Here is a 20,637-nt window from a genome sequence, read left to right as displayed (position 1 = left end):
ACGGTGCCATGAGCGAGATGCATGTCCTGCTGATTCACGGGATGACCGGTTCCGGCCCCTGGCACTGGCAGCATTGGCTCGCCGCGCAGCTCCGCGACCAGGGTGTCCGGGTGGACCTGCCGAGCCTGCCCGATCCCGACCGGCCGGTGCTCGACCGGTGGCTGCCGGTGCTGCGGGAGCGGCTGGAGGCCGTGCCGCGGGAGGCCGAGCTCGTCGTGGCGGCGCATTCCTGCGGGGTGGCGTTGTGGCTGCACCACGCCGCGACGATCGCCGGGCGGGACCGGCGCGCGGACCGGGTCCTGCTGGTGTCTCCGCCCGCCCTGGACTGGCGGCACCCCGACGCCCAGGACATCACGCCCTATCCCACGGACGCCGCGGCACTGCGCCGCGCCGCCGGGATCACCCGGCTCGTGGTGGGCACCGGCGACCCGTACCTGTCGATGTACCGGGCGCACGCGCTGGCCGCGGACCTGCAGGTCGAGATGGACGTGATCCTCGACGGCGAGCACCTCAACACCGACGCGGGCTACGGCCCCTGGCCTTCGGTGCTGCGCTGGGCCCTGTACGGCTCGGTGCCGCTGAACGACCGCTTCGACACCGACACCTACACCGCGGGCCCGTCCCAGGACCGCCTGCGGCTGGTGTGACCGGCCCTCACTTCTTGCGCGACCTGGCGAGCTGGCCGCCCACGAAGTCGACGACCTCCGGCAAGGCCTTCCGGTAGTAGCGGCTGTTGTGCCCGCCCGGGGTGGTCGAGGCGTACTCGGGCCGGGCCGCGCGGATGAAGCGGCGGGTGCCCTCGATGAACCGGTCCTCGGTGCCGCACCACACGCCCAGCGGCACGTCGCCGAGCTCGTCGATGTGCCGGAGCGGGTCCATCGCGGCCCACTCGGCCTCGTTGGCGAAGGCGCGTCGCTTGCTCATCTCCCGCCAGCTGGTGATCAGGGCGGGGGAGACGACGGCGGCGGCCGACAGCGGATTGCCCTGTTCGAGCCGGCGGCGGGCGTAGAGCAGTGCCCCGAACCCGCCCATCGAGATGCCGGCCGCCGCGAACGGCTGGCCGCTCGGGCCGCCGAGGCGGCGTTCGGCGAGCCAGCGCGGCACCTCGTCGAGCAGCATCGACATCGGGTCGTCGCCCGGCCACCGGTGCCAGTAGCTGTTCCCGCCGCCGTCCACGGCCAGGAACGCGAACGGTGGGATGCGGCGCGCGGCCACCGCGTCGGACAGCCAGGTCGGCAGCCCGCCCGCGGATTTGCGCGCGTCGCCGAACCGGCCGTGCAGCATCAGGCAGACCGGAAGCCCTTCGCGCGCAACGCCTTTCGGGAACATCGTGACCAGGTGGACGGGGCAGTTGCGGGCCTGCGAGTGCACCTGCTCGACGAGCACGTTCGACTCGTCCATGTACTGCACCGCCGGGCGGGTGTCGAGGTCGGCGGTCAGCCCGATGCTCAGCGCGGCCAGCCCGGCGACGCCGGAGGCGAGGACGCTGCGCCTGCCGAGCATGCGGCCGCGCGGTTCACCGTCGCCCATGCGCCCTCCCGTTTTCGCTGTCCGGCTTTCATCGTGCCAACGGGGTGCGCCGGCACCAACCGAGTAGAACGCAATCAGGCGATGTCCTTCGTCACGATGCGTTCGGTTCCGGTATAGACGTTCATGGTGCGGCCGCGGAGGAACCCGATCAGCGTCATGCCCTGCTCGGCCGCGAGGTCCACGGCCAGCGACGATGGCGCCGACACCGCGGCGAGCGCGGGCACCCCGGCCATCGCGGCCTTCTGCACGAGTTCGAACGACGCCCGGCCGGACACCAGCAGCACGCAGCCGGTCAGCGGCACCCGGTCCGCCAGCACGGCCCAGCCGAGGACCTTGTCGACGGCGTTGTGCCTGCCGACGTCTTCGCGCACCACGAGCAGCCCGCCGTCGGAGTCGAACAGTCCCGCAGCGTGGAGCCCGCCGGTGGTGTCGAAGACGCGCTGTGCGGCCCGCAGCCGGTCCGGGAGTGCGGTGAGGGTGTCGGTGTCCAGCGTCAGCGGGTCGTCGGCGGGGGAGTGCCGGGTGCTGAGCCGGACGGAGTCCAGCGCGGCCTTGCCGCACACCCCGCAGGACGACGTGGTGTAGAAGTTGCGCGTCACGGACGCGTCCGGCGGCTGCACGCCGGGGGCGAGCAGGATGTCCAGCACGTTGTAGGTGTTGCGGCCGTCGGGGCCGGGGCTGTCGCAGTAGCGGGCCGTGGACAGCTGGGCCTTGTCGTGGATGACGCCTTCGGTCAGCAGGAACCCGTGCGCGAGTTCGACGTCGTGGCCGGGCGTGCGCATGGTGACCGAGAGCGGCGCGCCGTTGACCCGGATCTCCAGCGGCTCCTCGGCGGCCAGCGTGTCCGGCCGGCTCCGGCTGCCGTCGGCGGCGATCTTCAGCACCGGTCGTCGCACGGTGACGCGTCCCATCGGGCCCTCCCTACCGGCCGCATCGGCGAAATCGTCCTCGTCCGAACGCCCTTGTACACCGTATGCTCAGCCGCGCTGTGATCAACGCCGCATCGGGGAGGTCCCATGGTCGCAGACCTGCTCGCCCCCAACAGAATCGTCGCACCTCGCGACTGGAACAGGTGGCTGGTCCCACCCGCTGCGCTCGCGGTGCACCTGTCGATCGGGCAGGTCTACGCGTGGAGCGTCTTCAAACCGCCGCTGGAGGACGCCCTCGGCCTGTCCGGGACGCTCAGTGCGCTGCCGTTCCAGCTGGCCATCGTGATGCTCGGGCTGTCCGCCGCGCTGGGCGGGACGCTGGTGGAGCGCCGCGGCCCGCGATGGGCGATGGCGGTGTCCGCGACCTGGTTCTCGGCCGGGTTCCTGCTCTCCTCGCTCGGGGTGTCGACCGGCCAGTACTGGCTGGTGGTGTTCGGGTACGGGTTCGTCGGCGGGATCGGGCTCGGCATCGGCTACATCTCGCCGGTGTCGACGCTGATCAAGTGGTTCCCGGACCGGCCGGGCATGGCGACCGGCATCGCCATCATGGGTTTCGGCGGCGGCGCGCTGATCGCCTCGCCGTGGTCCGCGCAGATGCTGGAGTCCTTCGGCGGCGGCAGTTCCGGGATCGCGCTGACGTTCCTGGTGCACGGGTTGGCCTACGCGGTGTTCATGTCGCTGGGCGTGCTGCTGGTCCGGGTGCCGCCGCCGGACTGGCGGCCGGCCGGGATGCCGCAGCGGACGGCAGGCCCGATGATCACCACGGCGAACGTGACGGCCCGCAACGCGATGCGCACGCCGCAGTTCTGGCTGCTGTGGGTGGTCCTGTGCTGCAACGTCACCGCTGGGATCGGCATCCTGGAGAAGGCGTCGCCGATGATCGTCGGCTTCTTCGCGGACAGCTCGACGCCGGTCGCGACGGGCGCGGCGGCCGGGTTCGTCGCGCTGCTGTCGCTGACCAACATGGCCGGGCGGTTCGTCTGGTCGTCCACATCGGACATCATCGGGCGCAAGAACGTCTACCGGCTCTACCTGGGCGGCGGGGTGCTGCTGTACCTGGGCATCATGCTGTTCGGCGCGACCGGGGTGCCGGTGTTCGTGCTGTGCGCGATGCTGATCCTGTCGTTCTACGGCGGCGGTTTCGCGACGGTGCCGGCCTATCTGAAGGACCTGTTCGGCGGCCTCCAGGTGGGCGCGATCCACGGCCGGCTGCTCACGGCGTGGTCGGTGGCCGGGGTGCTGGGGCCGCTGATCGTCAACGCGATCGCCGACGTCCGCAAGGCGGCCGGCGCCACCGGACCGGACCTGTACACGACTTCGCTGTACATCATGATCGGCCTGCTGGTCGTCGGGTTCGTGGCCAACGAGCTGGTGCGGCCGGTCCATCCCAGGTTCCACGAACCGGCCACCGGAGGTGCGCGATGAACCGCCGAGCACTGCTCGTCCTCGCGTGGGCGTGGGTCGGCCTGCCGTTCGCCTACGGCGTCTACGAACTCGTCCAGAAAGTCACCCAGCTCTTCACTGGCTAACGCGGTCGAGCTCGCCGAAGGGCGGGAGGTAGAGGGCGTAGCGCATCGCGGCCGATCCTCGACGGTGGGGAGACCCCGACGCGCTACGGGCCGGTGTTTCCCTTGGTCAGGAGCCATTTTTCGCGGATGTGAGGCGGCGGCGGACGTGGTCGGGGAGGACCGCGGCCTTGCGGGCGAGGGTGTCGACGAAGGCCGACGTGAGCGGGTCCGGGCCGCTGCGCGTGTAGGCGGTCAGGGTCCGGTGCACGGGCGGGTCGGGGCGCAGCAGCGCGCCGTCGAAGCGGGGCGGGATGATGTTCGCCGGAACCAGCGCGGGGCCCAGCCCGGCGGCGGCGAGCATGGGGGCCGCTGCGGTCTGCTCGGTGCGGATCGCGGCCCGCGCCTGGAAGCTGGCGCCGGCGCAGGCCTGTTCGAGCACGTCGGAGAGCCCGTTCTCCGGGCTGTAGTGCACCCATCCACGGTCGGCGAGCGCCCCGAGCTCGATGCGAGTCGCGCCCTCGCCGACGACCGGATCATCCGTCGGCAGCACGACGACGAACTCCTCCACTCCCAAGGTGTGCACAGGACCGTCCCAATCGGACGGTGGCGGCCCCACCGCGAGATCGGCCTGCCCGGCCGTCATCGCGGCGCGGAGCTCGTCGGTGTGCCGGTGCTCGAAGAGTCTGATGTGGACACCCGCGTGCTCGCGGCGCCAGGCGCGCAGCACCGGCGGCAGCACGCCGAGGCTGATCGAGTAGACCGTCGCGAGCTGCAGTTCGCCGCTCTCCAGCCCGCATGCCTGCCGGGCCGCCAGCCGGGCGCGTTCGGCGTCGGCGAGCGCCGCGCGGGCGTGCGGCAGCATCGCGCGGCCCATCGGCGTCAGCCGCACCGCGCGCGGCAGGCGCTCCAGCAGCGGGCCACCGACCTCCCGCTCCAGCGCGCGCACCTGGTGCGACAGCGCGGGCTGGGTGACGTGCAGGAGCTCCGCGGCGCGGGTGAACGACCCCTCCGCCACCACCGTGACCAGGTACTCGAACTGCCGCAGCGTTGGCATGAACAGAACTTATCACTGGCAGAAAGAACAAGCCTTGGATTTATGGTTCGATGGCGACGAGTGTTGTCGGCATGGAGCACAACACCAAGGTCGCCCTGGTCGTGGGGGCCAACGGGGTCATCGGCCGCAACCTCGTCGAGCACCTGGCCACGCTGCCCGATTGGGACGTGATCGGGCTGTCCCGGCGCGGCGGCGAGAACACCGAGCGGGTCCGGTACGTGGCCGTCGACCTGCTCGACCCGGAGGACACCCGGGCGAAGCTGCGCGAGCTCACCGGCGTCACGCACGTGTTCTACGCGGCCTACCAGGACCGCCCGACCTGGGCCGAACTCGTCCCGCCGAACATGGCGATGCTGACCAACGTCGTCGACGCGGTCGAAGCCGTCGCGCCCGGCCTCCGGCACGTCAGCCTCATGCAGGGCTACAAGGTCTACGGCGCGCACCTCGGGCCGTTCAAGACGCCGGCCCGCGAGACCGACGCCCGCCCGATGCCGCCCGAGTTCATGGCCTCCCAGCAGCAGTTCCTGGAACAGCGCCAGCGCGGCAAGGCCTGGACCTGGACGGCCCTGCGCCCGTCGGTGGTGGCCGGATTCGCGCTCGGCAACCCGATGAACCTGGCGATGGTGATCGCGGTCTACGCGGCGATCTCGAAGGAACTCGGCCTGCCGCTGCGGTTCCCCGGCAAGCCCGGCGCCTACGACTCGCTGCTGGAGATGACCGACGCCGGCCTGCTGGCGAAGGCGACGGTCTGGGCCGCCATCTCGGAGCGGGCGGAAAACCAGGCGTTCAACATCAACAACGGCGATCTGTTCCGCTGGCGGGAGCTGTGGCCGAAGATCGCCGCGCACTTCGGCCTGGAGGTCGCCGACCCGCTGCCGATGTCGCTGAGCGACGTGATGGCCGACAAGGCCGGGCTGTGGCAGCAGATGGTCGCCGAGCACGGCCTGGAACCGCACGCGTACCAGGAGGTTTCGTCCTGGGGGTTCGGCGACTTCGTCTTCTCCTGGGACTACGACATGTTCGCCGACGGATCCAAGGCCCGCCGGTTCGGGTTCCACGAGTTCGTCGACACCGAGGCGATGTTCCTGGAGATCTTCGACGACCTGCGCGCCCGCCGCGTCATTCCCTGAGGAGTCCTGATGGATCTGCAACTGGCCGACAAGGTCTTCGTGGTGACCGGTGCCTCCGCGGGCATCGGCGAGGCGACCGTCCGCCTGCTGGCGGCGGAGGGCGCGAAAGTCGTCGGGGTGGCGCGCGAACCGCACGGCATCTGCGCGCTCGGCAGCGGGATCAGCGCGGTGGCGGCGGACATCACCGACCCGGACGCCGCCGAGCGGGTCGTGGCGACCGCGCTGGAGCGGCACGGCCGCCTGGACGGGCTGGTGAACAACGTGGGCGGGCTGCGGTCGCGCACCGGCTTCCTGGACGTCGCCGACGAGGAGTGGAAGCGGACCTTCGAGCTGAACTTCCACTCGGCGATCCGCATGACCCGGTCGGCGCTGCCCGCGATGCTGGCGCAGGGCGCGGGCAGCGTGGTGCACGTGACCAGCGAGGCGGCGCGCCTGACGGACGTTCCGCTGATCGATTACGCGGCCTCGAAGACCGCGATGCTGTCGGTGTCCAAGGCGCTGGCGATCGAGTTCGGCCCGCGCGGTGTGCGCTCCAACGTCGTTGCGCCGGGCCCGACCCGGACCTGGCTGTGGGACGCGCCGGGTGGCTTCGCGGCGCAGCTGGCGGACCGGTTCGGCCTGCCGGTGGAGGAGGCGGTGGAGCACTTCGTGCGGGACGTCCGCGGCCTGCCGACGGGGCGCCTGGGAACCCCGGACGACGTGGCCCGGGTGATCGCGTACCTGCTGTCCCCGCTGGCGGCCCAGGTGACCGGCGCGGAGTGGGCGGTCGACGGCGGAGCCCTCCGCCAGCTGTGACACCGGCGTGCGCGGTGGTTTCGGGGCGATCGGTCCCGCGCCGACGGCCGGTGGCGCTACCGTCGGCGAGGCACCCCGCACAGTGAGGAACGCGATGGCCACCAGCACTCCGCTCGAACGGCAGAACCTGCGCTTCGTGGAGGCGTCGGAACCGATCACCGAACCGATCACGAAGTTCGGCGGCCAGCCGGTGTGGCTGGCCGACCCGACCTGGCCGCTGTCCGCCGACACCGGCCGCCCGATGCGGTTCATCGGCCAGATCCGCCTGCCGGGCGAGGAAGTCCGGCTCGGCTACCTGTTCATGACCGAGGACGGTTCCGACGAGTTCGTCGACGGCACCTACGACTCGACTGCCGGCGAGAACGCCTTCTTCGCCCAGCCCGGCGAGCCGGCGGAGTTCTACCAGGTGGCCAGCATCCGCCGAGGCCCGACGTTCGGCCCGGACCACCACGCGGAACTGGCCCCGCACGACCCGGATGCGGTGGACGACCAGGACGACGACCTGCGCAGCCGGCTGTGGGGCGAACCGGTCTGGCTGCAGGGCGAGGAGTGGCCGGACGAACCCGGCACCTGGCGGTTCGTGGCGCAGCTGGACAGCGCGGACGAACCGTTCGACATGAACCTCGGCGACGCGGGCGTCGCCTACGCCTTCATCGACGAGAAGACCGGCCAGGGCCGCTTCCTCTGGCAGTGCGGCTAGTTCTCGTGGGTGGCTCTCCCGCCGGGAGGGCCACCCACGAGCCCATCAGGCTCGTTCGAGGCGGATGACGACCGCCTTGGAGACCGGCGTGTTGGACTTCTCCGCCACCGAGTTCAGCGGCACCAACGGGTTGGCTTCCGGGTAGTAAGCCGCCGCGCAGCCCCGGGCGGTCGGATAGGCGACGATCCGGAAGCGCTCCGCGCGGCGCTCCTCGACCGAGCCGTCCGGCGCCGTCCACTCCGAGATCACGTTCACCAGATCTCCCGCCGCGAAGCCGAGTTCCGCGATGTCCTCGCCGTTGACCAGCACCACGCGGCGGCCGTCCTCGATGCCGCGGTAGCGGTCCGAGAGCCCGTAGATCGTGGTGTTGTACTGGTCGTGGCTGCGCATCGTCTGCAGCAGCAGCCGCCCCGCGGGCACCCGGATCGGCTCCGGGACGTTCACCGTGAAGTTCGCCTTGCCCGTCGCCGTCGGGAACGTGCGGCTGTCGCGCGGCGGGTGCGGCAGCACGAAGCCGTCCGGTTCGCGGACCCGCCGGTTGTAGTCCTCGCAGCCGGGCACCACCTGCGCGATGTGATCCCGGACCACGTCGTAGTCGCGCTCGAAGGACTCCCAGCGCACCGGGTGGTCCGGGCCGAGCAGCTCGCGCGCCAGCCGGCAGATGATCGCGACCTCGGAGAGCAGGTGCTCGGATGCAGGCGCGAGCCGCCCGCGGGAGGCGTGCACCACCGACATCGAGTCCTCGACGGTCACGAACTGCTCGCCGGTGCCCTGCGCGTCGCGTTCGGTGCGGCCGAGCGTGGGCAGGATCAGCGCGGTGCGGCCGGGGACGACGTGCGAGCGGTTGAGCTTCGTGGACACCTGCACCGTCAGCTCGCAGCCGCGCAGCGCCCGGATGGTCGCGTCGGTGTCCGGCGTCGCGGAGACGAAGTTGCCGCCCATCCCCACGAACGCCTTGACCCGGCCGGCCTGCATGGCGCGGATGGTGTCCACCGTGTCCAGGCCGTGCTCCCGCGGCACCGGCACCCCGAATTCGCGCTCCAGGGCGGCCAGGAACTGCTCCGGCATCTTCTCCCAGATGCCCATCGTCCGGTCGCCTTGCACGTTGGAGTGGCCGCGCACCGGGCACACACCGGCGCCCGGCTTGCCGATCATCCCGCGCAGCAGCAGCAGGTTGACGATCTCGCGGATGGTGGCGACGCCCTGCTTCTGCTGGGTCAGGCCCATCGCCCAGCAGGCCACCGTGCGCTGCGAGGAGATCAGCATCTCGGCGATCCGCTCGATCTGCTCGCGGTCCAGCCCGGTCGCCTCGGCGGTGGCCTCCCAGTCGACCTCCCGGGCCTGGGCGGCGAACTCGTCGAAGCCGTGCGCGTGCGCGTCGATGAACTCCTGGTCCACCGCGCCCGCCTTGAGCACCAGCGCGTTGAGGGCCTTGAACAGCGCCAGGTCGCCGCCGATGCGGATCTGCGCGAACTCGTCGGCCAGCTGGGTGCCGTCGCCGACCACGCCGCGCACGTTCTGCGGGTTCTTGAACCGCATCAGCCCGGTCTCCGGCAGCGGGTTCACGGCGATGATCCGCCCACCGCGCTGCTTGACCTTCTCCAGCGACGACAGCATCCGCGGGTGGTTGGTGCCCGGGTTCTGGCCCACCACCAGCACCAGGTCCGCGTGCTCCACATCGGACAGCGACACCGAGCCCTTGCCGATGCCGATGGTCTCGGTCAGCGCCGACCCGGACGACTCGTGGCACATGTTGGAGCAGTCCGGCAGATTGTTCGTGCCGAAGCTGCGCACCAGCAGCTGGTAGAGGAACGCCGCTTCGTTGCTGGTGCGGCCCGAGGTGTAGAAGGCCGCTTCGTCGGGCGAGGCCAGCCCGCGCAGGCCCGCCGCGATCACCTCGAACGCCTCGCCCCAGCCGATCGGCCGGTAGTGGCTGTCGCCGTCGCGCAGGATCACCGGCTGCGTCAGCCTGCCCTGCTGGCCGAGCCAGTAGTCGGTCTTCTCGGCGAGCTCCGCGACCGGGTGGCGGGCGAAGAACTCCGGCCCGACCCGCCGCGTCGTCGCCTCCTCGGCGACCGCCTTCGCGCCGTTCTCGCAGAACTCGGCGAGCTTCCGCTTGTCGCCCTCGGCCTCGCGCGGGTCCGGCCACGCGCACCCGGGGCAGTCGAAGCCCGCGCGCTGGTTCAGCAGCGGCAACGTCCGCACGGTGCGGGTCAGGCCCATCTGCTCCCAGCTGCGCTGCAGCGAGACCAGAACGCCCTTCACCCCCGCCGCGGCGTGGCCGGGCGGACCGACTCGGAGGCCGTTCTCGTCGATGTCCTGTTCGGGCGCTCCACGCGACATGCGCCTAGCGTGCGCCACGGCGCGCAGGCGAGCACGGGCGGGGTGGTGGGAGTCACAACCGCGCTGGTCGACGCGCACCCCAATGCCCGGAAAACGCGCTGAACAGGCACTCGTAGAATCCGGTGCGTGACACAGACCCATGACGCTCAGCAACGTGAACTTCCGTCGACCTGGAATCCGGCCGACGTAGAGGCCGAGCTGTACGAGCGCTGGGTAGCCGCCGAGTACTTCACCGCCGACGCGAACAGCGACAAGCCGCCGTTCTCGATCGTCATCCCGCCGCCGAACGTCACCGGCAGCCTGCACATCGGGCACGCCTTCGAGCACACCCTGATGGACATCCTCACCCGGCGTCGCCGGATGCAGGGCTACGAGGCGCTGTGGCTGCCGGGCATGGACCACGCGAGCATCGCGGTGCAGGCGCTGGTCGAGCGGCAGCTCCGCGAGGAGGGCGTCGACCACCGCGAACTGGGCCGCGAGGCGTTCCTGGAGCGCGTGTGGCAGTGGAAGGAGAAGCACGGCGGGGCGATCCTGTCCCAGATGCGCCGCCTCGGCGACAGCGTGGACTGGACCCGCGAGCGCTTCACCATGGACGCCGGGCTTTCCCGCGCGGTGCAGACGATCTTCAAGAAGCTCTACGACGACGGGCTGATCTACCGGGCCGAGCGACTGGTCAACTGGTCGCCGCAGATGCGCTCGGCGATCTCCGACATCGAGGTGGAGCACAAGGAGGTCGAGGGCGAGCTCGTCTCCATGCGCTACGGCGACGGCGACGACGCGATCGTGGTCGCCACGACCCGGATCGAGACGATGCTCGGCGACACCGCCGTCGCGGTCCACCCCGACGACGCGCGCTACAAGCACCTCGTCGGCACCGAGATCGAACTGCCGCTGACCGGGCGCAAGATCCCGATCGTGGCCGACGAGCACGTGGACCCGGAGTTCGGCACCGGCGCCGTCAAGGTCACCCCGGCGCACGACCCGAACGACTTCGAGATCGGCAAGCGGCACGACCTGCCGATGCTGACGATCATGGACGAGCAGGGCCGGATCGCCCACACCGGCACGCAGTTCGACGGCATGGACCGCTTCGAGGCCCGCGCCGCCGTCCGCGAGGCGCTGCGCGAGCAGAGCCGCATCGTCGCGGAGAAGCGCCCGTACCTGCACAGCGTCGGGCACAGCTCGCGGTCGAAGGAGCCGATCGAGCCGCGGCTGTCGCTGCAGTGGTTCGTCAAGGTCGGCCCGCTGGCCAAGGCCGCCGGCGACGCGGTGCGCGACGGCCGGGTCGCGGTGCACCCGCCGGAGATGACCAAGCGCTACTTCGACTGGGTCGACAACCTGCACGACTGGGCGATCTCGCGGCAGCTGTGGTGGGGCCACCGCATCCCGATCTGGTACGGGCCGGGCGGCGAGGTCGTCTGCGTCGGGCCGGACGAGGAGCCGCCGTCGGGCGAGGGTTGGCACCAGGACGAGGACGTGCTGGACACCTGGTTCTCCTCGGGCCTGTGGCCGTTCTCCACGATGGGCTGGCCGGCGGACACCGCGGACCTGCGGAAGTTCTACCCGACCAGCGTGCTGGTCACCGGCTACGACATCTTGTTCTTCTGGGTCGCCCGGATGATGATGTTCGGCCTCTACGCGATGGACGGCGTGGAACCGTTCAAGGTGATCGCGCTGCACGGCATGGTCCGCGACGCGCACGGCAAGAAGATGTCGAAGTCCGCGGGCAACACCGTCGATCCGCTCGTGTGGATGGACACCTACGGCACCGACGCGCTGCGGTTCACCCTGGCCCGCGGCGCGAACCCCGGCACCGACTCGCCGATCAGCGAGGAATGGGTGGCGGCGTCCCGCAGCTTCTGCACGAAGCTGTTCAACGCCACCAAGTTCGCGATGATGAACGGCGCGAAGGTGCCGGAGCGGCTGCCCGACCGCGGCGAGCTCACCGACGCGGACCGGTGGATCCTGGACCGCGTCGACCAGCTGGTGTCCGATGTGGACGAGCTGCTGGAGGACTTCCAGTTCGCCAAGGCGACCGAGGCGCTCTACCACTTCACCTGGGACGAGTTCTGCGACTGGTACCTGGAGCTGTCCAAGGTCCAGCTGGACGGCGAGCGGGCGGAGCGGACCCGCGAGGTGCTCGGGTACGTCCTCGACGTGCTGCTGCGGCTGCTGCACCCGACGATCCCGTTCATCACCGAGACCCTGTGGACCGCGTTGACCGGCCGCGAGTCCGTGGTGATCGCGGACTGGCCGAAGGCGTCCGGGGCGGTTGCCGACCCCGCCGCCGCGGAGCGGATCGCGGCGGCGCAGAAGCTGATCACCGAGATCCGGCGGTTCCGGTCCGACCAGGGCCTCAAGCCGGGGCAGCGGGTCGCGGCCAAGCTCGGCGGCATCGCGGAGCTGGGGCTGGCGGACCACGTGCCCGCGGTGCAGTCGCTGGCTCGGGTCACCGAGCCGGCCGACGGTTTCACCTCGTCGGCGTCGATCGAGGTCGGGTTGGCCGGCGGCAACGTGTCGGTGGAGCTGGACCTCTCCGGCGCGGTCGACGTGGCCGCCGAGCGCAAGCGGCTGGCCAAGGACCTGGCCGTGGCGGAGAAGGAGCTCGCGGGCACCGACAAGAAGCTGAACAACCCGGCGTTCTTGGACAAGGCCCCGGCCGACGTGGTGGAAAAGATCAAGGCCCGCCGCGAGACGGCGCAGGCCGACATCGCCCGCATCAACGCGCGCCTGGCCGCGTTGCCGGGGGCCTGACCGGTTTCGAGCTCGCCGGGTGGCGATTTCGCGCGAAATCGCCACCCGGCAGGCACGAGGAGCGGCGATTTCTCGCGAAATCGCCGCTTTCGCCTTTCCGGGACGCGTGCGCGGTCACGGCATTCGCCAGTAGCCGCAGAACATGATGTTGCTCTTCGGCAGGCCCGACCGGACCCAGTGCCGGCGCAGTGCCGCGGCCAGCTCGGACTCGCCGACCACCCAGCCGTAGGTGCTCTCGGCGGGCGCGGGCAACGCCTCGGCCGCGGCCAGCGCCGCTCGCCCCGGGGTGTTGCCCGGGTTGTCCCGCACCAACCAACTGGTCGAAGCCCATGTAGCGGAACCGCTCGGCGTCGCCGCGGCCCAGCGTGACGCGCGCGAAGTGCGGCGAGACCCGCTCCCGGCGGATGACCCGCAGGGTGAGCAGCTCGCTGTGCTCCGGCTTGATCCGCCTCGTGGCCAGGTTGGTTCGGGCCATGCTCAACTCCTCTGTAACTTAGCTATACCTAACCTTGCTGGATGTTCGGCGGGTCAAGATCGCGGATTTCGGGAACCGGGAGCCGGCGGAGCGGGTCTTCGCCGGTCGGCCAACCGGCGAGACGTAGACTGACCTCGTCGTTTCGCCGTTCGCAGGGGAGTGAGCACTTGTCCGGCACTGATCCCGCCGCGCTGCAGGAACTGCGCGTGGTGGAGGCCGAGCTCAACGAACGCTGGCCGGAAACCAAGATCGAACCATCGCTCGACCGGATCCGGGCGCTCACCGAGCTGCTCGCCGACCCGCAGCACAGCTATCCGGTCGTGCACATCTCCGGCACCAACGGCAAGTCGTCGACGTCGCGCATCACGGACGCGCTGCTGAGCGGCCTCGGGCTGCGCACCGGCCGCTACACCAGCCCGCACCTGCAGCTGGCCACCGAGCGCATCAGCATCGACGGCGCGCCGATCAGCCCCGAGGGCTATGTCGAGGCCTACCGCGACGTCGCGCCGTACGTGTCCATCGTGGACTCCCGCAGCGACGTCCGGATGAGCAAGTTCGAGGTGCTCACCGGGATGGCGTTCGCGGCCTTCGCCGACGCCCCGGTGGAGGCGGCGGTGATCGAGGTCGGCCTGGGCGGCAGCTGGGACGCCACCAACGTCGCCGACGCGAAGATCGCGGTCGTCTGCCCGGTCGCGCTCGACCACGCCGACTACCTCGGCACCGACCTGGCCTCGATCGCCGGGGAGAAGGCCGGGATCATCAAGCCCGGCTCCATCGCGGTGGTCGCGGCGCAGCCCGCCGAGGCGCAGAAGGTGATCATGGAGCGGGCCGCCGAGGTGGACGCCACGGTCGCCCGCGAGGGCCAGGAGTTCGGGGTCCTCTCGCGGACCGTCGCCGTCGGCGGTCAGCTGCTCCGGCTGCAGGGCCTGGGCGGTGTGTACGACGAGATCTTCCTGCCGTTGCACGGAGAACACCAGGCGCGCAACGCCGTGTTGGCGCTGGCGGCGGTCGAAGCGTTCTTCGGTGCCGGTGCCGACCGGCAGCTCGACGTCGAGCGGGTCCGCGAAGCGTTCGCGAACGTCGTGACGCCCGGGCGCCTGGAGCGGGTCCGCGCGGCGCCGACGGTGCTGGTCGACGCGGCCCACAACCCGCACGGCGCACGAGCCCTCGCCGACGCGCTCAGCTCCGAGTTCTCCTTCCGCAAGCTGGTCGCGGTGGTCGCCGTGCTCGGCGACAAGGACGCGCGCGGCATCCTCACCGAGCTGGAACCGGTGGTCGAGGAGATCGTTTTGACCACGAACTCCTCGCCGCGGGCGATGGACCCGGACGAGCTGGCGGGCGTGGCCAAGGACATCTTCGGTCCGGACCGGATCGTGGTGGAGCCCAGGCTGGACAACGCGGTGGAGACCGCGATCCAGCTGGCCGAGGAGACCGATGAGCCCGGCGAATCGGTTTCCGGGGGCGGCGTCGTGATCACCGGGTCCGTGGTGACCGCCGGCGAGGCGCGCGCCCTGTTCGGCAAGGAGCCCGCGTGAGCGAACCGCAAGACACTGGAGCCGTCGTGACCGATCAGCCGAATCCCGAACCGGACAAGGGCCTGCCCGAGGCGCCGCCCGGCGTGCGCGACCCGTGGAAGGGCCTGCGCGGGATCATGGCGGGCACGCTGGTGCTGGAGTTCATCGCGTTCATGCTCGCGCTGCCGGTGGTCTGGAAGCTCGGCAGCGGCGTCTCCAGCATCGGCTTCACCATCGTGGCGGTGCTGTCGGTGCTGATGCTGGCGGCGGCGTTCGTGCAGCGCCGCCCGTGGGGCCTCGGCGTCGCGCTGGCCCTGCAGGTCGCGATGGTGCTCTGCTTCTTCGTGCACCCGGCGGTCGGGATCATGGGCGCGGTGTTCGCCGCGGTCTGGGCCTACATGCTGTACCTGCGCCACGACGTCGCCCGGCGCATGCGCGAAGGCCAGCTCTACGACCAGCTCGGCCACCCGCCGGGCTACCCGCCCGAGCAGACCGACTGACATTCCACCTGATCGAGGGTGGTGCATCCGGGTGCAACCGCGACATGCTTCGGTGCATGCGGACGACCATCACGATTGATGATCAGTTGCTCGCCCGGTTAAAGCTGCGTGCCGCACGCCAGCACACCACGGTGAGCGCTCTGATCGAAGACGACGTCCGGATGGGCGAGCTGCGGCGTGCGCAGGAAGGCGCCCCGAAGGGGCGGTTTCGGCTGCCGACATTCGGCCTGGGTGAACCGAAGCCGGGCGTCGATGTGAACGACAACGCCACCCTGCTGGAGTTCATGGAGCGCGGCGAGTGATCGCTTGCGGCGTCAACGTTCCTGCTCAACGCTCAGAACGCGGCCCTGCCGGACCACGAGAAGTACCGCGTTTGGCTTGAGGATGCCCTGCAAGGGCCCGCTCCGGTCGGCATTCCAGCGCTGGTGTTCAGCGGCTACCTGCGGATCATCACCAACCACAAGATCTGGAACCGGCCCTTGGCGCCGGAGCAAGCGTTGGAGATCATCGCCGCGATTCGTACGTCGCCCGCATTCGTGCAGGTCGAACCGGGTCCGCGCCATTGGGAGATCTTCACCGAGCTCTGCCGCAAGGCGGACGCGAAGGGCAATCTGGTCCCGGATGCATATCTCGCGGCGATCGCGATCGAGCGCGGTTGCGAGTGGATCACCGCGGACCGGGGCTTCGCGCGCTACCCGGGACTGCGCTGGAGGCATCCCCTGGACTAGGCCCGAGGGCTGGACTCGTCAGCCGATGTCGATGACGGCTCGGCCGACGGTTTCGCCGCGCTTCAGGGCGTCGTAGGCGTCCTGGACCTGCTCGAACGGGTAGTGGCGGCTGATCGCGTCCTGCGGGCGGAGCAGGCCGCGGGCCACCAGGTCGAGCAGCACCGGCATGTCGCGCCGCGGCTTCGCGCCGTAGGAGCCCTTGATCTGCAGCTTCCGCCGGGCGATGGTCGCCAGGTCGAACTCCGCGGTCGTGCCCCGGGCGGCGATGCCGACCACCACGACCTGGCCGCCTTCGACGACCGAGTCGCGCGCGATGTCGAAGGTGGGCACCGCGCCCAGCGCCTCGAAGGCGACGTCCACGCCGCGCCCGCCGGTCAGCTCGCGGATCGCCGCGGGCGCGTCCGCCTCGGCGGAGTTGACCACGTGCGTCGCGCCCAGCTTCCGCGCCCCGGCCAGCTTCTCCTCGCTGATGTCCACCGCGATGATCATCGAAGCGCCGAACACCGCCGCCAGCTGGATCAGCGCCGAGCCGACGCCACCCGCCGCGACCACCGCCACGGTGTCACCGACCTGCACGTTCGCCGCGTGGCGCAGCGCGCCGTACGCGGTCATCGTCGAGCAGCCCACCGAAGCGACGTCGCTGAGCTCCACGCCGTCCGGCACGCGGTAGACCGAGGTCGCAGGCGTGACGCAGCGTTCCGCCAGGCCGCCCATCGAGTACATCCAGACCGGCTCGCCGTCCGGCCGGAACAGCCGGGTCTCGTCGTCGTAGAGCCGTCCCTTGCCGCGGTTGAACTCGAAGAACTTCCGGCAGATCTCCTCGTTGCCGCGCGCGCACTGCTCGCACTGGCCGCACGGCATGATGAAGCTGGTCACCACCCGGTCGCCCACCTCGAGCCCGGTGACGTCCGGCCCGAGCTCGGCGATCACGCCGGCCACCTCGTGCCCGAGCACCGTCGGCGTCGGGAACGGCAGTTCTCCCTTGAGCACGTGCAGATCCGTGTGGCAGGCCCCGCAGGACCGCACGTCGATGGCGACCTCGCCGGCCTTCGGCCGGGGATCGGCGAGTTCCTCGATCCGCATCGGCTGGTTCGCGGCGGTGTGCACGGCGGCGCGCATCCGGACCTCCAAGTCAGACCGGCCAGTCGGTTTGCCCGTGAAGCTATCGCGCCGGCCCGCCGGGCACCAGGCGCGAACGTGGGAAACCCGCGCCGCCGATGATCGGCCCGGCACCGCCCGTGCGCTTGCGGTCGCCCGGCACGAACTCTTCACCTGCGCGTCGACCAGCGGTGATCCACCAGCCTCCTGCCACGGATAGAACCGGCGGCATGACTCCCGAACCTGCCCAGCTGAACCGGCGCGCCCTGCTCCGCGGCGCCGCCGCCACCGGCCTCGCCGCCACCGGCCTGTTCCTGTCCGGTGCGCCCGCGTTCGCGAGCGGCGGTCGCCCGGTGCTGACCCACGGCGTGCAGCTCGGGGACCCGCGCCCGGACGGGGCCGTGGTGTGGACCCGCGCCGACCGGCCGTCGCGGATGTTCGTGGAGGTCTCCCGGCACGCCGACTTCCGCGGCGCGCGGCGGATCCCAGGTCCGGTCCTGACCCCGGAGACCGACGGCACCGGCGAGGTCCGGCTGGGCGGGCTGCCGCCGGGGCAGCAGGCGTACTACCGCGTGATCGCCGAGGACCTGGACGGCCGCGTCGAGAGCGAGGCGCTGACCGGCACCTTCCGCACCGTGCCGCGCAACCGGCGGGACGTGCGCTTCCTGTGGTCCGGCGACGTCGTGGGGCAGGGCTGGGGCATCAACCGGGACGTCGGCGGCATGACGATCTACCACGCGATGGCCGCCCGCAACCCGGACTTCTTCCTGCACAGCGGCGACACCGTGTACTCCGACGGTCCGTTGAAGGAGTCCGTCACGCTGCCCGACGGCCGGGTGTGGCGCAACGTCGTGACCCAGGAGAAGTCCAAGGTCGCCGAGACCCTGGCCGAATACCGCGGGCAGTTCGCCTACAACCTGCTCGACGAGAACGTGCGGCGCTTCGCCGCGCAGGTCCCGCAGCTCGTGCAGTGGGACGACCACGAGGTCACCAACAACTGGTACCCGGGCGAGATCCTGGACCTCGACCAGTACACCGAGAAGCGCGTCGACGTGCTCGCCGCGCGGGCGTTCCAGGCCTTCCACGAGTGGCAGCCCGTCCGCCGCCAGGACGCGGTGGACGGCCGGGTGTACCGGAAGGTCTCGCACGGCCCGCTGCTGGACGTGTTCGTGCTCGACATGCGCAGCTACCGCGACCCGAACTCGGCGGGCACCACGCCGGAGCGGATCCTCGGCGCCCGCCAGGCGCGCTGGCTCGTCGACGAGCTCGCCCGGTCCCGCGCGACCTGGAAGGTGATCGCCTCGGACATGCCGATCGGCATCGTCGTGCCGGACGGCGACAAGATCGAGGCCGTGGCCAACGGCCTGCCTGGGGCGCCCAACGGGCGCGAGGCGGAGCTGGCCTGGGTGCTGCAGGAGATCAGCCGCCGCTCGGTCCGCAACACCGTCTGGCTGACCGCCGACGTGCACTACACGGCGGCGATCCACTACGTGCCGGAGCGCGCGTCCTTCGCCGGGTTCGACCCGTTCTGGGAGTTCGTCTCCGGCCCGCTGCACGCCGGCGCGTTCGGGCCGAACAAGCTCGACCCGACCTTCGGTCCGGAGCAGGTGTTCGTCAACGCCCCGACCCGCCAGGGCGCGTCCCCGCTGGAGGGCTTCCAGCACTTCGGCGAGGTCAACATCGACGGCCGCACGGGGCGGCTCACCGTGGACCTCCGCGACCAGTCCGGCCGCTCCCTCTGGGCCAAGACCCTCGACCCGCAGCGCTGACCAGCCACGATCGAGTTATTCCGTAGCAGTAGAAGTAGGAAAAGCCGTATTCTTACTTCCATGAAGCTGACGGAGAAGGGACAGGTGACCATCCCGATCGACCTGCGCCGAGAACTGGGGCTCCGGCCGGGCGATCAGATCGAGATCAGATTGGAGGGGAATGCGTTAGTCCTGACGCGCGCGCATTCGGTGCCCAGCCGTGGGCAACGGATGGTCGATCTGCTGCGCGGCAGCGGGCACGGTGAGATGACGACCGACGAGATCATGGAGCTGACCCGTGGCGAGTGAGTCGGCGGCTCGCCCGCCCGTCACGCTGGTCGATTCCAACGTCTTTCTCGACGTGATCACCAAGGATCCGCAGTGGGCAGAGTGGTCTGAACAGAAACTGAAGGACGTGGGCGAGCACGGCGCTGTCGTGATCAACCCGATCGTCTATTCCGAGGTCTCGGTCGGGTATTCGACGCTGGACGAGCTCGACGCCGTGCTCCCGGACGACCTCTACGTTCGAGTGCCTCTGCCGTGGTCGGCGGCGTTCCTGGCAGGAAAGTGCTTCCAGGACTACCGCCGACGAGGAGGTGAGAAGCCGTCGCCGTTGCCCGACTTCTACATCGGTGCGCACGCGGCGGTGAGTCGGCTCCGGCTCCTGACCCGTGATGCGCGCCGGTACCGCACCTATTTCCCGACCGTGCAGCTGATCTCGCCGGAGGAGTGAAAGCCCCCGCGCCAGGGGTGTCACCTGCATCGATACCCTGGCGGACAAATCCGGCGCGGCGCGTGTCCACATCCGGCGCCGCAGTCAGCGAAGGAGAAACAACCGTGAGCGAGCGCACCCTGGTCCTGGTCAAGCCCGACGGCGTCGAGCGTGGCCTGGTCGGCGAGGTGATCAGCCGCATCGAGCGCAAGGGCCTGAAGCTGGTCGCGCTGGAGCTGAAGAACGTCGACCGCCAGCTCGCCGAGCAGCACTACGCCGAGCACGACGGCAAGCCGTTCTTCGGCAGCCTGATCGAGTTCATCACCTCCGGCCCGGTCGTGGCAGCGTGCGTCGAGGGGCCGCGCGCGATTTCGGCGTTCCGCCAGCTGGCCGGCGGCACCGACCCGGTCGACAAGGCCGCGCCGGGCAGCATCCGCGGCGACTTCGGCCTGGAGGTCCAGTACAACCTCGTGCACGGCTCCGACTCGGTCGAGTCCGCCGAGCGCGAGCTCAAGCTGTGGTTCCCGGAGATCTGAGCGCAGTGACCGGAACCGGCGTCGACGTGACCGGGCCGCACCGGGTCGACGCCTCGCACCCGGGCCTGGTGGACGGGCTCGCCGACCTGTGGGAGCGGGTCACCGCCGCAGGCGGCGCGGTCGGCTTCAGCCCGACCGACCCGGTCGAGCGGCTGCGCGCGGCGGCCGCCGCGCTGGTCGAGGACGTCCAGGCCGAGCGGGCGCACCTGATCACCATCGGCCGGCAGGACGTGCTGGTCGGGCTCGGGGTGCTGCGGCAGCGTCAGCTGCCGGTGCGCAGGCACACCGGTGAGCTCGCCTGGCTCGCCGTCGACCCCGCCCTGCAGCGCCAGGGCTGGGGCAAGCGGCTGCTCGACGCCGTGCTGGTGCAGGCGCGGGCGATCGGCCTGGAGAAGCTGGATCTGGTCACCCGAAGCGGGCACGACCTGGAGCGCTTCTACGAGGCCAACGGCTGGGTCGAACGCGGCCGCTGGCCGGGCGCGGTGCGGGTCGCCACCGGCGACGACCGCGACGAAATCTGGTTCACCCGAGACGTCTGAGCACCGGTGTTGCGCGATTTCAATGGAAGTCGGAGGTCCGATTT

General features: G+C 70.8%; 22 protein-coding genes. 16 read left to right on the top strand and 6 right to left on the bottom strand.

Going from position 1 to position 20,637, the window contains the following annotated elements:
- The first annotated feature begins 8 nt into the window (after positions 1-8).
- Positions 9-647: an RBBP9/YdeN family alpha/beta hydrolase gene (locus E1288_RS25365; RefSeq protein WP_132489211.1), complete on the top strand. Its 639-nt coding sequence runs from the start codon at positions 9-11 to the stop codon at positions 645-647.
- A gap of 7 nt (positions 648-654) precedes the next feature.
- On the opposite strand, the gene E1288_RS25360 is transcribed toward E1288_RS25365, so the two are convergent.
- Entirely contained in the window at positions 655-1,530 is an 876-nt protein-coding gene (locus E1288_RS25360) for an alpha/beta hydrolase (RefSeq protein WP_132489209.1), read from the bottom strand.
- Positions 1,531-1,604: 74 nt separating this feature from the next.
- Positions 1,605-2,441 (bottom strand): formate dehydrogenase accessory sulfurtransferase FdhD, encoded by an 837-nt coding sequence (gene fdhD / locus E1288_RS25355; protein WP_132489207.1) that lies wholly within the window; start codon positions 2,439-2,441, stop codon positions 1,605-1,607.
- A 105-nt stretch (positions 2,442-2,546) separates the two neighbouring features.
- Here fdhD and E1288_RS25350 point away from each other — a divergent pair, with 105 nt between their 5' ends.
- Both E1288_RS25350 and E1288_RS50720 read left to right on the top strand, forming a co-directional pair.
- Positions 2,547-3,884: an OFA family MFS transporter gene (locus E1288_RS25350; protein ID WP_132489205.1), complete on the top strand. Its 1,338-nt coding sequence runs from the start codon at positions 2,547-2,549 to the stop codon at positions 3,882-3,884.
- A complete protein-coding gene (locus E1288_RS50720; RefSeq protein WP_456320510.1) occupies positions 3,881-3,988 on the top strand; it encodes an MFS transporter small subunit in 108 nt (35 codons plus the stop codon). Before E1288_RS25350 ends, E1288_RS50720 begins: the two co-directional genes overlap by 4 nt.
- Before the next feature lie 106 nt (positions 3,989-4,094).
- Here the strand turns inward: E1288_RS50720 and E1288_RS25345 are convergent, their stop codons facing one another.
- Positions 4,095-5,021, bottom strand: coding sequence for a LysR family transcriptional regulator (locus E1288_RS25345; RefSeq protein WP_132489203.1), 927 nt, complete (start codon positions 5,019-5,021; stop codon positions 4,095-4,097).
- Positions 5,022-5,092: 71 nt separating this feature from the next.
- On the opposite strand from E1288_RS25345, the gene E1288_RS25340 reads away from it, so the two are divergent.
- From E1288_RS25340 to E1288_RS25330, 3 genes are all read left to right on the top strand, one after another.
- The gene (locus E1288_RS25340) at positions 5,093-6,151 is read left to right on the top strand and encodes an SDR family oxidoreductase (RefSeq protein WP_132489245.1); all 1,059 of its coding nucleotides are present in this window, start codon (positions 5,093-5,095) and stop codon (positions 6,149-6,151) included.
- 9 nt (positions 6,152-6,160) lie between these two features.
- On the top strand, positions 6,161-6,946 hold the full coding sequence (locus E1288_RS25335; protein WP_132489201.1) for an SDR family NAD(P)-dependent oxidoreductase: 786 nt from the start codon (positions 6,161-6,163) through the stop codon (positions 6,944-6,946).
- A gap of 94 nt (positions 6,947-7,040) precedes the next feature.
- Complete coding sequence (locus tag E1288_RS25330; protein ID WP_132489199.1) at positions 7,041-7,646, top strand: YwqG family protein; 606 nt, start codon at positions 7,041-7,043, stop codon at positions 7,644-7,646.
- Between the two features lie 45 nt (positions 7,647-7,691).
- Here the strand turns inward: E1288_RS25330 and E1288_RS25325 are convergent, their stop codons facing one another.
- Positions 7,692-9,989 carry an FdhF/YdeP family oxidoreductase gene (locus E1288_RS25325; protein ID WP_132489197.1) on the bottom strand — a complete coding sequence of 766 codons (2,298 nt, stop codon included), beginning with the start codon at positions 9,987-9,989 and terminating at the stop codon, positions 7,692-7,694.
- Positions 9,990-10,115: 126 nt separating this feature from the next.
- Here E1288_RS25325 and E1288_RS25320 point away from each other — a divergent pair, with 126 nt between their 5' ends.
- Complete coding sequence (locus tag E1288_RS25320) at positions 10,116-12,743, top strand: valine--tRNA ligase (protein ID WP_132489195.1); 2,628 nt, start codon at positions 10,116-10,118, stop codon at positions 12,741-12,743.
- Between the two features lie 114 nt (positions 12,744-12,857).
- Here the strand turns inward: E1288_RS25320 and E1288_RS48960 are convergent, their stop codons facing one another.
- Entirely contained in the window at positions 12,858-13,052 is a 195-nt protein-coding gene (locus E1288_RS48960) for an SIP domain-containing protein (protein WP_235883788.1), read from the bottom strand.
- Positions 13,053-13,385: 333 nt separating this feature from the next.
- On the opposite strand from E1288_RS48960, the gene folC reads away from it, so the two are divergent.
- From folC to E1288_RS25295, 4 genes are read left to right on the top strand one after another with little or no spacing between them, the layout of a single operon-like run.
- The gene (folC, locus tag E1288_RS25310) at positions 13,386-14,753 is read left to right on the top strand and encodes a bifunctional tetrahydrofolate synthase/dihydrofolate synthase (RefSeq protein ID WP_132489193.1); all 1,368 of its coding nucleotides are present in this window, start codon (positions 13,386-13,388) and stop codon (positions 14,751-14,753) included.
- Positions 14,750-15,232, top strand: a complete 483-nt coding sequence (locus E1288_RS25305; protein WP_207954548.1) for a DUF4233 domain-containing protein — start codon at positions 14,750-14,752, stop codon at positions 15,230-15,232. Before folC ends, E1288_RS25305 begins: the two co-directional genes overlap by 4 nt.
- A gap of 56 nt (positions 15,233-15,288) precedes the next feature.
- Positions 15,289-15,534: a ribbon-helix-helix protein, CopG family gene (locus E1288_RS25300; RefSeq protein WP_165968243.1), complete on the top strand. Its 246-nt coding sequence runs from the start codon at positions 15,289-15,291 to the stop codon at positions 15,532-15,534.
- A 21-nt stretch (positions 15,535-15,555) separates the two neighbouring features.
- On the top strand, positions 15,556-15,960 hold the full coding sequence (locus E1288_RS25295; RefSeq protein WP_132489189.1) for a type II toxin-antitoxin system VapC family toxin: 405 nt from the start codon (positions 15,556-15,558) through the stop codon (positions 15,958-15,960).
- An 18-nt stretch (positions 15,961-15,978) separates the two neighbouring features.
- Here the strand turns inward: E1288_RS25295 and E1288_RS25290 are convergent, their stop codons facing one another.
- The gene (locus E1288_RS25290; RefSeq protein WP_132489187.1) at positions 15,979-17,079 is read right to left on the bottom strand and encodes a zinc-binding dehydrogenase; all 1,101 of its coding nucleotides are present in this window, start codon (positions 17,077-17,079) and stop codon (positions 15,979-15,981) included.
- 209 nt (positions 17,080-17,288) lie between these two features.
- Here E1288_RS25290 and E1288_RS25285 point away from each other — a divergent pair, with 209 nt between their 5' ends.
- From E1288_RS25285 to E1288_RS25265, 5 genes are all read left to right on the top strand, one after another.
- On the top strand, positions 17,289-18,827 hold the full coding sequence (locus E1288_RS25285; RefSeq protein ID WP_132489185.1) for an alkaline phosphatase D family protein: 1,539 nt from the start codon (positions 17,289-17,291) through the stop codon (positions 18,825-18,827).
- A 60-nt stretch (positions 18,828-18,887) separates the two neighbouring features.
- Entirely contained in the window at positions 18,888-19,115 is a 228-nt protein-coding gene (locus E1288_RS25280) for an AbrB/MazE/SpoVT family DNA-binding domain-containing protein (RefSeq protein WP_132489183.1), read from the top strand.
- Positions 19,105-19,539 (top strand): type II toxin-antitoxin system VapC family toxin, encoded by a 435-nt coding sequence (locus tag E1288_RS25275; RefSeq protein WP_132489181.1) that lies wholly within the window; start codon positions 19,105-19,107, stop codon positions 19,537-19,539. The genes E1288_RS25280 and E1288_RS25275 overlap by 11 nt, the downstream gene beginning before the upstream one ends.
- Before the next feature lie 104 nt (positions 19,540-19,643).
- Entirely contained in the window at positions 19,644-20,054 is a 411-nt protein-coding gene (gene ndk, locus E1288_RS25270; protein ID WP_101376463.1) for a nucleoside-diphosphate kinase, read from the top strand.
- Positions 20,055-20,059: 5 nt separating this feature from the next.
- A complete protein-coding gene (locus E1288_RS25265) occupies positions 20,060-20,593 on the top strand; it encodes a GNAT family N-acetyltransferase (protein WP_132489180.1) in 534 nt (177 codons plus the stop codon).
- Positions 20,594-20,637 lie beyond the last annotated feature (44 nt).

Origin of the sequence: Saccharopolyspora elongata (genome assembly GCF_004348985.1) — a bacterium.
Lineage (GTDB): Bacteria > Actinomycetota > Actinomycetes > Mycobacteriales > Pseudonocardiaceae > Saccharopolyspora > Saccharopolyspora elongata.
Note: the sequence above shows the minus strand (reverse complement) of the source record. Positions and strands in the feature narration are given on the sequence as shown.

Bases quoted from the DNA above. Each gene is read 5' to 3' on its own strand.
- E1288_RS25365 (WP_132489211.1), top strand. From the start codon at position 9: ATGAGCGAGATGCATGTCCTGCTGATTCACGGGATGACCGGTTCCGGC.
- E1288_RS25360 (WP_132489209.1), bottom strand. From the start codon at position 1,530: ATGGGCGACGGTGAACCGCGCGGCCGCATGCTCGGCAGGCGCAGCGTC.
- fdhD (WP_132489207.1), bottom strand. From the start codon at position 2,441: ATGGGACGCGTCACCGTGCGACGACCGGTGCTGAAGATCGCCGCCGAC.
- E1288_RS25350 (WP_132489205.1), top strand. From the start codon at position 2,547: ATGGTCGCAGACCTGCTCGCCCCCAACAGAATCGTCGCACCTCGCGAC.
- E1288_RS50720 (WP_456320510.1), top strand. From the start codon at position 3,881: ATGAACCGCCGAGCACTGCTCGTCCTCGCGTGGGCGTGGGTCGGCCTG.
- E1288_RS25345 (WP_132489203.1), bottom strand. From the start codon at position 5,021: ATGCCAACGCTGCGGCAGTTCGAGTACCTGGTCACGGTGGTGGCGGAG.
- E1288_RS25340 (WP_132489245.1), top strand. From the start codon at position 5,093: ATGGAGCACAACACCAAGGTCGCCCTGGTCGTGGGGGCCAACGGGGTC.
- E1288_RS25335 (WP_132489201.1), top strand. From the start codon at position 6,161: ATGGATCTGCAACTGGCCGACAAGGTCTTCGTGGTGACCGGTGCCTCC.
- E1288_RS25330 (WP_132489199.1), top strand. From the start codon at position 7,041: ATGGCCACCAGCACTCCGCTCGAACGGCAGAACCTGCGCTTCGTGGAG.
- E1288_RS25325 (WP_132489197.1), bottom strand. From the start codon at position 9,989: ATGTCGCGTGGAGCGCCCGAACAGGACATCGACGAGAACGGCCTCCGA.
- E1288_RS25300 (WP_165968243.1), top strand. From the start codon at position 15,289: ATGCGGACGACCATCACGATTGATGATCAGTTGCTCGCCCGGTTAAAG.
- E1288_RS25290 (WP_132489187.1), bottom strand. From the start codon at position 17,079: ATGCGCGCCGCCGTGCACACCGCCGCGAACCAGCCGATGCGGATCGAG.
- E1288_RS25285 (WP_132489185.1), top strand. From the start codon at position 17,289: ATGACTCCCGAACCTGCCCAGCTGAACCGGCGCGCCCTGCTCCGCGGC.
- E1288_RS25280 (WP_132489183.1), top strand. From the start codon at position 18,888: ATGAAGCTGACGGAGAAGGGACAGGTGACCATCCCGATCGACCTGCGC.